10 protein-coding genes and 3 pseudogenes are annotated in these 11,902 nt (G+C 45.1%); 7 read left to right on the forward strand and 6 right to left on the reverse strand.

The window, feature by feature from the left end:
- Positions 1-24: 24 nt before the first annotated feature.
- Positions 25-959: pseudogene (locus XZ46_RS33055) on the reverse strand (IS630-like element ISAtsp7 family transposase).
- 87 nt (positions 960-1,046) lie between these two features.
- Here XZ46_RS33055 and XZ46_RS33060 point away from each other — a divergent pair.
- Positions 1,047-1,923, forward strand: a protein-coding gene (locus XZ46_RS33060; RefSeq protein ID WP_157883455.1) for an IS630 family transposase whose coding sequence is annotated in 2 segments (ribosomal slippage) — positions 1,047-1,376 and positions 1,378-1,923 — 876 coding nt in all. Because the reading frame shifts where the segments join, the coding sequence is not laid out codon by codon here.
- A 64-nt stretch (positions 1,924-1,987) separates the two neighbouring features.
- On the opposite strand, the pseudogene XZ46_RS19715 reads toward XZ46_RS33060, so the two are convergent.
- Positions 1,988-2,558, reverse strand: a pseudogene (locus XZ46_RS19715) (reverse transcriptase N-terminal domain-containing protein); the annotation flags it as partial.
- Between the two features lie 842 nt (positions 2,559-3,400).
- On the opposite strand from XZ46_RS19715, the gene XZ46_RS35070 reads away from it, so the two are divergent.
- The 4 genes and pseudogenes from XZ46_RS35070 (at position 3,401) to XZ46_RS19735 (ending at position 7,705) form a co-directional block, all read left to right on the forward strand.
- Positions 3,401-3,562, forward strand: coding sequence for a hypothetical protein (locus tag XZ46_RS35070; RefSeq protein WP_162198544.1), 162 nt, complete (start codon positions 3,401-3,403; stop codon positions 3,560-3,562).
- 227 nt (positions 3,563-3,789) lie between these two features.
- Positions 3,790-3,948, forward strand: coding sequence for a hypothetical protein (locus XZ46_RS35900; protein ID WP_228116377.1), 159 nt, complete (start codon positions 3,790-3,792; stop codon positions 3,946-3,948).
- Positions 3,949-4,719: 771 nt separating this feature from the next.
- A pseudogene (ltrA, locus tag XZ46_RS19730) lies at positions 4,720-6,499 on the forward strand (group II intron reverse transcriptase/maturase).
- A gap of 99 nt (positions 6,500-6,598) precedes the next feature.
- Positions 6,599-7,705 (forward strand): sensor histidine kinase, encoded by a 1,107-nt coding sequence (locus tag XZ46_RS19735; protein ID WP_006616179.1) that lies wholly within the window; start codon positions 6,599-6,601, stop codon positions 7,703-7,705.
- A gap of 88 nt (positions 7,706-7,793) precedes the next feature.
- Here XZ46_RS19735 and rpsU read toward each other — a convergent pair whose 3' ends face one another.
- The 3 genes from rpsU to XZ46_RS19750 form a co-directional block, all read right to left on the reverse strand.
- A complete protein-coding gene (gene rpsU / locus XZ46_RS19740; protein ID WP_006616180.1) occupies positions 7,794-7,991 on the reverse strand; it encodes a 30S ribosomal protein S21 in 198 nt (65 codons plus the stop codon).
- A gap of 139 nt (positions 7,992-8,130) precedes the next feature.
- Positions 8,131-8,331, reverse strand: a complete 201-nt coding sequence (locus XZ46_RS30460) for a hypothetical protein (RefSeq protein WP_006669199.1) — start codon at positions 8,329-8,331, stop codon at positions 8,131-8,133.
- Positions 8,332-8,652: 321 nt separating this feature from the next.
- Complete coding sequence (locus XZ46_RS19750; protein WP_006624095.1) at positions 8,653-8,979, reverse strand: calcium-binding protein; 327 nt, start codon at positions 8,977-8,979, stop codon at positions 8,653-8,655.
- Between the two features lie 165 nt (positions 8,980-9,144).
- On the opposite strand from XZ46_RS19750, the gene XZ46_RS19755 reads away from it, so the two are divergent.
- A complete protein-coding gene (locus tag XZ46_RS19755; RefSeq protein ID WP_008053036.1) occupies positions 9,145-10,020 on the forward strand; it encodes an IS630 family transposase in 876 nt (291 codons plus the stop codon).
- Positions 10,021-10,177: 157 nt separating this feature from the next.
- Here XZ46_RS19755 and XZ46_RS19760 read toward each other — a convergent pair whose 3' ends face one another.
- On the reverse strand, positions 10,178-10,417 hold the full coding sequence (locus XZ46_RS19760) for an ABC transporter permease (RefSeq protein ID WP_006619180.1): 240 nt from the start codon (positions 10,415-10,417) through the stop codon (positions 10,178-10,180).
- Positions 10,418-10,618: 201 nt separating this feature from the next.
- On the opposite strand from XZ46_RS19760, the gene XZ46_RS19765 reads away from it, so the two are divergent.
- Positions 10,619-11,761, forward strand: coding sequence for a DegT/DnrJ/EryC1/StrS family aminotransferase (locus XZ46_RS19765; RefSeq protein ID WP_008053038.1), 1,143 nt, complete (start codon positions 10,619-10,621; stop codon positions 11,759-11,761).
- Positions 11,762-11,902 lie beyond the last annotated feature (141 nt).

An 11,902-nucleotide genomic window follows, 5' to 3' on the forward strand; every position in this document is an offset into this window, starting at 1 on the left:
CCTTTATCTCAATCATTAAGCACATTAACAACACTTGGTAAACCAGTTATTCAAACACTGTAAATCCACAAGGCTTACCGCCACTTCTACCAATCTCACTAATAATTCCATGGTCTCCGTCCTGAACTTGCACACTAAACTTTTGAGCTGTGACCACATCATCTCTATCGGGTTAAACTCAGGGGAATACACCGGCAGATATTCTACCCTGGCTCCTACTGACTCTATCATTTCTTTGACTTCTTCTCGATGATGAGAATTTCAGTTATCCATTACCACTACATCTCCTTTTTTTAATTTTGGCAATAAATCTAACTTGATGAATTGGAGAAAATCCTCTTTTTTCATGGACCCTTCTAATGTTTGAGTCGCCACCCCTCCGGAGAGCTTAATTGCACCAATTATTGTCATTTTTTGACCTCGATAGGATTTCCGCAGTTCATAGACTTTTTTCCCTTTCGTCGCTCTGGCTAACGGTCTGCTCATCCCTACCCATAACCCACTTTCATCAATAAACACAAGCTTTTCACGAGCCACATCTCTAATTCTTTCCCAATAATCTACTCGCGCTTTCTGTACTTCTTCTGTTACTACTTTTTCGCTCCTGTATGTTTTTTTTTGAGACTTATATCGTGCTGCTTTAAAAATCTATCTATCATGGTCGTACTGACATTTATGCCCAGCTTGTCTCTGAGCTTATCACTATATTGCCATAAGGTCAGGTCGGGGTGGGCTTCTACAATATCTATCACGGCTTCCTCATGCTTAGATAAAATGCTTTTCTTTTTAGTGCCACACTTACGAGGAGATAAGTCTCCCGTTAATCGATACTGTTTGACCAGTCGCCTTACCGTGTCTGGACTCACCAAAAAGCGTTTCGCTACTTTTCGGATAGAAGTGTCTCCTTTTTCATAGGCTTCTACTATCTTTTTCCGAAAATCTAAAGAGTAACGGCTCATGGTAGTTGGTTGTGATAACTTATATAGCACAAGACAGAATACTTAGGACGTATAATGGAGAGGACGAGATGACTAAGAAGACCAAAAATGCCAGCCCCCTATAGTTACGACCTCAGACAAAAAGTTATTGATGCCATTGAACTAGACGGTATGCCCAAAACAGAAGCCAGTCAAGTTTTCCATGTCAGCAGGAACACCATTAATCTCTGGCTGCAAAGAAAAGCACAGACCGGAGACTTCCTCCCTAAACCTCATCACCGACCTGGCAATAACCACAAAATTACCGACTGGCAGAAATTCAAGGCTTTTGCCCAAGAGCATGGCGACAAAACAGCAGCTCAAATGGCTGAACTTTGGGATGACGACATCTCTCCTCGCACCATATCCAGAGCCTTGAAGAAAATTGGCTTCACCAGAAAAAAAAACTTACGGCTACCAAGAACGTTGGAAGCAACAGCGAGAGGAGTTTATGGCTCAGATTGAACAGATGGAGCCACAAGAAGTGGTCTACCTCGATGAAGCCGCCATGAATAGTCAGGACTCGGATTACCCTTATGGTTACTGCGAGGAAGGAAAACGCTTCCATGCACTCAAATCAGGGAAGAGGCAGGGCAGGGTAAGTATGATAGCCGCATGGTGTCATCAACAACTCTTAGCTCCCTTTAGCTTTGAGGGTTGTTGTAATCGGACAGTGTTTGAGTTGTGGTTGGAGTTCATCTTAATTCCAACATTGAAGCCAGGTCAGACTCTAGTATTGGACAATGCAACGTTTCATAAAGGGGGGCGGATTGCTGAACTGGTGGAGGCAGCTCAATGCCGTTTACTCTATCTACCACCTTATTCGCCAGACCTCAAGAAGATAGAGAAATGTTGGTCGTGGCTGAAAGCCCGTATTCGCCACTGCATTGAGCAGTTTGATTCTCTCCATGATGCCATGGATTCCGTTCTCAAAGCTGCGTCCTAACCACCTTGACTAATGCTATATTTCGGGCATTTCAGCCCTATTTCATACCCGAACGTCTCGCACCCGCATCTAACACGAAGTATTCACCTTTGTTAATACTTGAGTAAATTCGTGCTATTGCATCTTGAGCCGACCTGCCAGGTCTAAACCCATAGCTTGTGCCCTCAAATCTTGATTCCCATTCGGGCTCAAGTGCCGACTTGACCAAGGCTTGCCTTGCTCTATCTTGGATAGTGGGTATTCCCATTCCCGCTTTTTTCATCCCTTCCAGGTTTTGGAATCCACACCCGTCGCAGTGGTTTGGCTTTGAGATTTCCCTTAATGCTCTCAACCAGTTCAAACCTTTGCCTTGGAGAGATTGCTCTTACTCCATCGACTCCAGCCGTTTTCTTGCCTTGATTATCTTGGGTTACTCGCCGTACTGCTAGGAGCCGGGCATAATATGACTTCACCAATAGACGTTGCAACCTTCTTGCCTTTGCGTCTTGTCCCGATTTAGCTGCTTGAAATATCCTCTTTTGGAGTTTGAAAACTTTCCGCTGGACTTTCGCCCATGGAATTGCTTTCCATGCGTTTTTCGTAGTCTTGATTGGTTTGGGTTTACCAAAGCCTTTCTTTAAACTCGCCTGCGCCATTTGTGCTCCTACTAGACTCTATTCTTTACAATCAAACCGTGACCCGTCTGCATATCCTTATCATTACAGTAAGGCGTTGGCTTCTGGTCACATCTCACCCCCTAATAGGCTTACGCTTACACTTTTCGCTACTGACTCTCTCGACCAGATTATCAGAGCCTAAAAGGGGTTAAAACGTTCCGTTTATATGGGCATTCCATCTTTAGATTTGTCCTATCCATCGGGGTATCTTTAAAGGTCTGTGTAGGTGTCCTATAGAAAACCCTACTTTTCCCCTTACTCTTTTGAGCGCAGCGTATCAACCTATTTCGCTGCTTATTAGTTACGGTGGTTCAAGCCAGACATTCGGTTTCCCTAATCATAGATAGTTGGCAGTGGTCTCGATTCTGGTGTTAGGTTACACCTCGGAGCCTTCCGTTCCCCGCTTCGGTCTTGGTATTGTGAGTCCCAAAACCGGGGGTGGCTATCGCCGTTACCCTCACCTCTGTTTCGTACTTTCCATTATGTTAAGAATTATTACGATTTGTTACAGAGTGTATTGACCTTGGGTTCCCTGCCTTGATTTGGTATCCTAAGATACAAATCGTCGGGACATATAAACAGTTATGGGATGGTCAGGGGTGTGAATCCCTTATATTCCACCCAGGGGTGGAAGTCCCACTAGGAGGTTATTTCAGGCATCGCAGCCTTATTTGACTCCTAAACGAATCACACGTATATTTCTATACTAACGTCGGGACATATAAACAGTTATGAGGATGGTCAGGAGTGCGCTCCTTATATTCAACCAAGGGGTTGAAATCCTCACCAGGCAGTTATTTCGGGCATTGCAGCCCTATTTGATGCCTGAACGTCTCGCACCGCTACTTACTCTTTACGGCGGTTCAAGCCAGACATTCGGTTTCCCTAATCATGGATGGTTGGCAGTGGTCTCGGTTCTGGTGTTGGGTTACACCTTGGAGCCTTCCGTTCCCCGCTTCAATCTGACGGGTTGTGAGTCCTAAAACTGGGGGTGGCTATCGCCGTTATCCTCACCTTTTGTCGTAACTTTTCCGTTATGTTAAGAATTGTTACGTTTTGTCACAAAGTATGTTGAGCTTGGAGTCCCTGCCTTGATTTGGTATCGTGTGATACAAATATTCGGGACATATAAACAGTTATGGGGATGTTCAGGAGTGCGTTCCTTATATTCAATCAAGGGGTTGAAGTCCCCACCAGGCGGTTATTTCGGGTGTTTCAACCCTATTTCATGCTTGAACGTCTCGCACGGATTACCAGAGCATACCACAAAGGGAACACAGTTTCCGTGGCCGCGCTCAAGGCTGCCAGGAATGCCACCTCCAGAAAGCTGCCTGAGACTTTGTTTAAGGCTCTCTGGGATATGCGATAATCCTACTTTAAAGGTTTCCTTATAAAGGCCCCGCTGATTTGTTGGTCAAGCGGGGCTTTTTACTGTTGAAAGTTTGAGTGTAGGATAGAAATTATCGTGCGAGACGTTCAGGCATGAAATAAGGTTGCAATACCTGAAATAACCGCCTGGTGCGGATTTCAACCCCTCGGTTGAACATAAGGATAGCACACCTGCCCATCCCCATAACTGTTTATATGTCCCGACGCTTGGAGAAATCTAAGTAAGGCAGGGAACTCAAGGTCATAAACAAACTGAGAAATCAGGGAGTAGAGAGTAACGGCGATAGCCACCCCCAGTTTTGGGAATCATAACCTCAGGATTGAAGCGGGGAACGGAAGGCGTGAGGGAAAACCTATTCCCAATAATACGACCACTGCCAACCATCCATGACTAAGGAAATCTGAATGTTCCGACTTGAACCATCGTAAGTATTCAGTAGCGAAACAGGTTGACACGCTGCGCTCAAAAGAGCAAGGGGAAAAGTAGGGTTTTGTTAATAACACCTACACAGACTTTTAAAAAGTACCCCGGTGGATAGGACAAGTCTAAAGATGGAAAGCCCATATAAACGGAACGTTGTAACCCCTTTTAGGCTCTGATAATCTGGTCGAGATATCAGTAGTGACAAATGTAAGCGCAAGCCTATTAGGGGGTGAGATGTGACCAGAAGCCAAAGCCCGACTGTAATGGTAGGGATATGCTAACGGGTCACGGTTGGATTGTAAGAAATAGAGCCTAGTAGATGTACATATGGCGATAGCGAGTTTAAAGAAAGGATTTGGTAAGCCCAAACCAATCAAGACTACGAACAACGCATGGAAGGCAATCCCATGGACTAAGGTTCAGCGGAAAGTTTTCAAGCTCCAAAAAAGGATATTTCAAGCAGCTAAATCGGGACAGGATGCAAAGGCAAGAAGGTTGCAACGTCTATTGGTGAAGTCATATTATGCCCGACTCTTAGCAGTGCGGCGAGTGACCCAAGATAATCAAGGTAAGAAAACGGCTGGAGTCGATGGAATGAGAGCAATCTCTCCAAGGCAAAGGTTTGAACTTGTTGAGAGCATTAAGGGAAACCTCAAAGCAAAACCACTGCGACGGGTGTGGATTCCAAAACCTGGCAGGGATGAAAAACGCCCTCTGGGAATACCCACAATCCAAGACAGAGCAAGGCAAGCCTTGGTTAAGTCGGCTCTCGAACCTGAATGGGAATCAAGATTTGAAGGCACAAGCTATGGGTTCCGTCCCGGTCGGTCAGCCCATGACGCAATTGGTAGAATCTATACTGCCATAAATCAAGGACAATACTATGTTCTCGATGCTGATATAGCGAAATGCTCTTACCGTGAACCATGATTACCTATTGTCCAAAATTCATTGTCCGAGCAGCCTGAAGAGAGACCTGAAACAATGGCTTAAAGCGGGTGTTTTGGATAACGACGTATTCGAGGATACAGAAACAGGGACACCCCAAGGAGGGGTAATAAGTCCAATACTCGCCAACATCGCACTGTTGGGAATGGTTAGAGTAATTGAAACAATGTATCCTAAGAAAAAAGGGAAGGCTGTCAAAGCCAACTTAATAAGATACGCCGATGATTTTGTAGTGATATCACCATCACTAGAGATTATTGAACAATGCAAGATTGCTATTTCCGAATGGTTAAAACCTATTGGGTTAAAGATTAAACCGGAGAAAACTCGAATCTGTCATACACTCAATCCTATTGAATATGATAGAAAACTTGAAGAACCTGGATTTGATTTCTTAGGATTCAATATTAGGCAATATCCTGTAGGAAAATATAAAACTGGGAAAAGTCCACATGGGAAACCATTAGGGTTCCCAACCCACATCAAACCTAGTCAGAAAGCAATCAAAGCCCATACAGAAGTGATTAAGGGTGTAATAAAACGACATAAAACAGCACCCCAATCAGCCCTGATAAGTAATCTAAACCCGATTATTCGGGGATGGTCAAACTACTACTCAGCGGTCGTCTCAACAGAGACCTTCGTTAAGCTAGACTATATAATCTGGCTAATGCTAAGGGCATGGACAGCATCAAGATGCAGAAAGGCAAGTTACGAGAAGCTAAGAAACTATTTCAAACATGGAACGGTAAAACTTAGCAATGGGAAAGAAAGGCATGAATCTTGGTTATTCCAGACCAAAGATGGAGTTCAACTATGGAAACACAATTGGACTCCAAATGTTAGACACACCCTAATACGCCCAGATGCAACACCATACGACGGAAACTGGACTTACTGGGCAACCAGGAAAGGACAAGCAATCGACACGCCAAACAGGGTAGCAAAACTACTCAAAAAGCAAAAAGGTAGGTGTACCTGGTGTGGACAGTATTTCGCACCATCGGATTTAGTTGAAGTAGACCACATTATACCTCGAAGTTTAGGCGGAAAGGATGAATACAAGAACCTTCAATTATTACACCGCCACTGTCATGATGATAAGACGGCGCTAGATAACGCCAACGCTGTATCATTAACAATGGAACAATCAGATTAGGAGCCGTATGAGGTGAAAGCCTCAAGTACGGTTTTGTATGGGAGGGGGAGATGGCGACATCTCTCTCGACCCCTACTAGATCATACATACCCAGAACTAATGGCAAAGGTAGATTTGCGATCGCGCCTATTTTTATCCCACCTCCTGGTTATGCTGATTGGGGTCACATCCCTGGTGATCATCGGCAAAATTTCCTCTCCTCGGTTCTTTGTCCGTAGTTTGGAACAACTAGAAGGTCCTGGCTTTCGCTTACAATATGTAAGAACTCGCCTAGTAGAAGGCTTTGAAATTGCTTGGAATCGTAGCACTTTTTGGTCTGTTTTAGCCGGAACAACTGCTGCTGTCTGTTTAAGTTATTGGGTGACTAAACGCATTACTCAGCCTCTCACCGAGATGGAAGAAATTACCCATAAATTTGCCAAGGGTAATCTCTCAGAAAGGATGTCATCTAGTGAAATTCATGAATTAAATCAACTGGCGATGAGTTTTAATCAGATGGCTAGTAGTCTTCAAGATGTTGAACAAAAACGGCGGGAATTAATTAGTGATTTGACCCATGAATTGCGAACTCCGATCACTGTAGTTCGCGGATACTTAGAAGAAATGGCCGAAGGCAGAATTTCGCCATCACCAGATATTTATCAGCAGTTAACCAAGGAAACTAAACGCCTGGAAAGGCTGATAAATAACTTACAAGAACTCTCTAAGGTTGAATCTGGATATTTACCCATTAACCCCCAACCTTTAGCATTACGGCCTTTATTAGAGTCTTTGGTGCAGCGTTTTTCTGATCAACTTCTGGAAGAAGGACCGATGTTAGAATTAGATTTTTCTGAAGAATTACCCCTGGCTTTAGCTGATGTCGATCGCACTGAACAAATTTTAGTTAATTTATTAGGAAATGCCATCAGATACACCAAACATGGTCTAATTAAAATAGAAGTTTATACTCATGGTGGTTACTTGTTTGTGGATGTCAGCGATACCGGAATTGGTATTTCTGAGGCAGATTTACCCCATGTTTTTGAAAGATTTTGGCGTGCTGATAGATCGCGATCGCGCAATTATGGAGGTACCGGAATTGGTTTAGCTATTACCCGGCGTTTGGTGGAACTTCAAGGCGGCGAAATTTTCGTTAGTAGTCAGTTAGGCAAAGGTAGCACCTTCACATTTTCCTTACCAATACCCAGTTCCCAAATTATCTAATAACCAAAAAACCGCAGCCACCCCCACTCTAGTCCAATAGAACTAGAATAGGAGTTTTGTTCGCGGTTATATCGGGTTATGAAGCGCTTTAGAACATCCGCTTTTTACGGAAAGCTCGTCTCTGACGCTGATTAGCGATCGCCTTGCGCTTGCGTTTTTCTGGAGGGGTTTCAAAGTGACGTTTTTTGCGAACATCAGCCAGGATGCCAGCTTTAGACACTTCTCGCTTAAATCTACGCAGTGCGGATTCTAATTGTTCGTTTTCACCCAGAATAACTTGGGTCATGTTTTATCCTTCACCTCTCTAAAAAATAATAACTTTACTTGAGGTCTTCCCGTCTCCTCCTATATGAAAGATACTTGAGAAGACATGAACGCGACCACGAGCGATTGCTACGCAATAGAACCGTAGTTTCCCAATCCTGCTACCAGACTGGAAAGCGGCGTTCTCGCCAACTGCCAGGAAGTTTCACCTTAGCAGTTGCCCAGGCCATTTCTGGCTGTAGGCTGAAGCTCAATAAACAACACTGTCCTCTGAAAAACCCGATTGGTGCTATTCGGAATAAGTGAACCCGTCGCACACAACCTAGATTTAAGGAAGCGCCTTGTTTTAGGCCATTCGCCATTATAGCCCAACTCAACCCAATTCGTCTATCCCAGTGACCGAATAATTACCAAACCGAGCTATCGAGCCACTCTAGACAGAACCCCCATAGCGATGGTTGACAGCAACAACACCCAGATTATCAATCCAGGGATAAATCCCAGAACCCCTAACCCCCTAAGAACCCAAACCAGCAAAGTTAACCCAATCAAGATCCCAAATAACACAGAAAAGAAACGCTGCTCGATTCTTTGATATGGAGCCACAAACACCCCTCCATTCAACTTTAACCAGGAACCCATCTCCCCACAGCACAAACCGTGAGGAGTAGTCTCACCTAATCTTAGATCGCGAAAGTGATGAAATCATCCTCAGTTAAAGCTGCCGCTTGTACCCCTTCCCAAATCACCAACTCTTCCGTATCTAGGGTAATCACCGCCGACGAGACATTTTGAGTAATACTCAATTGCTCAAAGCGCAAACCACCACCGAGAACAATCAGGTCTTCCCCAGAGACAAAATCAGTAATAGTATCCGTGCCGCCATTAGCAAAAATCACAAAGCGATCGCGTCCTGGGCCACCAATCAGAGAATCATTACCCTCATCTCCAAACAACACATCATCACCATCACCACCGAAAATAGTGTCATTACCCGCACCACCGTACAAAGTATCATCACCGTGCGAAACGTTTGGGAGACCAAATAAGGCTGCAATGCCCGAAATAACGTCCCAGTGGGATTTCTACCCCTTGGTAGAATATAAGGAATACTTAGATTACAAGACAGAGAAGTTAGGACGTATAATGGCAAGGATATCTACAGAAGACCCAAAATGCCAGCCCCCTACAGTTACGACCTTAGACAAAAAGTTATTAATGCAATTGAACTAGACGGTATACCCAAAACCGAAGCCAGTCAAGTTTTCCATGTCAGCAGGAACACCATCAATCTCTGGCTGCAAAGAAAAGAACACACCGGCGACTTCCTCCCTAAACCTAATCGCCCACCTGGTCATAGCCACCAAATTACCGACTGGCACAAATTCAAGGCTTTTGCCCAAGAGCATGGCCACAAAACCTCCGCTCAAATGGCTCAACTTTGGGATGACGACATCTCTCCTCGCACCATATCCAGAGCCTTGAAGAAAATTGGCTTCACCAGAAAAAAAACTTACGGCTACCAAGAACGTTGGAAGCAACAGCGAGAGGAGTTTATGGCTCAGATTGAACAGATGGAGCCGGAAGGGTTGGTTTACCTCGATGAAGCTGGCATGAATAGTCAAGACTCGGATTATCCTTATGGTTACTGCCAGGAAGGACAACGCTTCGGTGCCCTCAAATCCGGGAAGAGGCAGGGCAGGGTGAGCTATATAGCCCCATGGTATGATCAACAACTCTTAGCTCCCTTTAGCTTTGAGGGTTGTTGTAATCGGACAGTGTTTGAGTTGTGGTTGGAGTTCATCTTAATTCCAACATTGAAGCCAGGTCAGACTCTAGTATTGGACAATGCAACGTTTCATAAAGGGGGGCGGATTGCTGAACTGGTGGAGGCAGCTCAATGCCGTTTACTCTATCTTCCGCCTTATTCGCCAGACCTCAACAAGATAGAGAAATGTTGGTCGTGGTTGAAAGCCCGCATTCGCCATTGTATTGAGCAGTTTGATTCTCTCCATGATGCCATGGATTCTGTTCTCAAGGCTGCGTCCTAACCGTATTGACTAGTGCTATCAAACGGCGCTTGATAACGCTAAAGCTGTATCCTTAACAATGGAGCAATCTGCGCGTGCGTCACATCATGAAGTTTTTCGTGTCTATGCCAATTATCGGGATGTGGAAGCACCACTAGAGCCGTATGAAGGGAAACTCTCACGTACGGTTTTGAAGGGGAGGGGGAGGTAGCAATATCTCTCTCGACCCCCAATCGATCGCCGCAGTGCTAATAAATAGGGAAACCCAAACCCAGAGTAAAAGTTGTGGAAGTTGGCGACTGATGCGGTTACGGGAGACAATGGCAACTAGGGTAATCATTGCCAGAATTAGGGCTCTGACTAGGAGAGGTTGGCCTGTCGTGGTGGGGTCAAAGACAATAGCCAGGACGTAACCCAAGACGACTAATTGGCGCTCAGGCGCGCCCGGCGGAAGTGATTAGCTTGAATTCTAAGCCTAATCCCCCAGATACTGATAGACCAATGGCGATCGCCATCAGTCCGAATATTAGCACTAAGTCTGTAAAATCTAAGGAAATCAACTAATTATCAGCAAACCCTGTGAACAACTCATTCTAGTATAGTGTGGTGTGAGAAGCGCGTGAACCTAATTCCTGCCCTTGATTTAACCCAACAGTATCAAATGATCAGCGATCGCCTTAGTCAGGAGGTACTCGACTTGCTGGCTAGTGGTCGCTACATTGGTGGCTATGCTGTGGACAGTTTTGAGAAAAAGTTTGCCGAGTATATTGGGGCTTCTGAGTTGGTCAGTTGCAACTCTGGTACTGATGCCCTATTTTTGGCTTTGCGGGCTTTAGAAATAGGCCCCGGCGATGAGGTGATTACCACTTGTTTTTCCTTTATTGCTACCTCTGAGGTGATTAGTGCCGTGGGAGCCACCCCGGTATTTGTGGATATTGACCCGGATACGTTCAACTTAGATATTAGTCAAATTGAGGCGGCGATTACTGCCCAAACCCGTGCTATCCTTCCCGTGCATTTGTTTGGTCGCCCTGTGGACATGACCGCATTAATGGCGGTAGCGCGGTCTCATAATTTGGCGGTGATTGAAGATTGCGCCCAAGCCACCGGAGCTAGTTGGGGTGATGCTAAGGTGGGTAGTATGGGAGATCTAGGCTGTTTTAGCTTTTTTCCGACTAAGAATTTAGGCGCTTGTGGAGATGGAGGGGCGATCGCAACTAATAATCCTGATCTGGCGCGTGTGTTGCGGGTGCTGAAAAATCACGGTCAGCCTGAGCGATATAATTCCGAACTGTTGGGGATTAATAGTCGTCTTGATGCCCTACAAGGGGTGATTTTAAGCATTAAATTAGAGTATCTCCCGCGCTGGAATCAACAGAGAAAGGCGATCGCCTCTCGATATAGTCAGGAACTGGAGGGGATACCCGGTTTAATTGTCCCAGCAGAAAGTCTAGGCGGCGAGACCGTTTGGAATCAGTACACTATCAGATATGTGGGTAATAATAGCGACTCGTCAGGACGCGATCGCCTGCGAGAACAACTCCAGAGCCTCGGAGTTAGCACTAATGTATACTACCCCATACCCCTTCATCTACAGGGGGTTCATCGCGATTTAGGCTATGGCTGCGGTGATTTTCCCATGGCAGAACAGGTCAGCCACCAAGTTTTGTCTTTGCCGATGTTCCCGGAACTTTCCAGCGAACAACAAGATAGGGTAATCTATGCTGTCAAAGATTGCCTAAAATTGAGGGCTATAGGTTGAGCGGGTGAGTGTTATATGTCGTTTTGTAGATTATAGTTAAGATAACGATAAGAAATCATCAATTCACCCTGGGGATGTATTTACCCCGACCTTGGTTGCAGGTAACTAAGCAACCAGTTGACCAAACTTAGGAATATGAAG

The organism is Limnospira indica PCC 8005 (assembly GCF_000973065.1).
GTDB classification, from domain to species: Bacteria; Cyanobacteriota; Cyanobacteriia; order Cyanobacteriales; family Microcoleaceae; genus Limnospira; species Limnospira fusiformis.

Excerpts from the sequence above, each read along its gene's own strand:
- XZ46_RS35070 (WP_162198544.1), top strand. The coding sequence starts at position 3,401 with ATGCCTGAACGTCTCGCACCGCTACTTACTCTTTACGGCGGTTCAAGC.
- XZ46_RS19735 (WP_006616179.1), top strand. The coding sequence starts at position 6,599 with ATGGCAAAGGTAGATTTGCGATCGCGCCTATTTTTATCCCACCTCCTG.
- rpsU (WP_006616180.1), bottom strand. The coding sequence starts at position 7,991 with ATGACCCAAGTTATTCTGGGTGAAAACGAACAATTAGAATCCGCACTG.
- XZ46_RS30460 (WP_006669199.1), bottom strand. The coding sequence starts at position 8,331 with ATGGCGAATGGCCTAAAACAAGGCGCTTCCTTAAATCTAGGTTGTGTG.
- XZ46_RS19755 (WP_008053036.1), top strand. The coding sequence starts at position 9,145 with ATGCCAGCCCCCTACAGTTACGACCTTAGACAAAAAGTTATTAATGCA.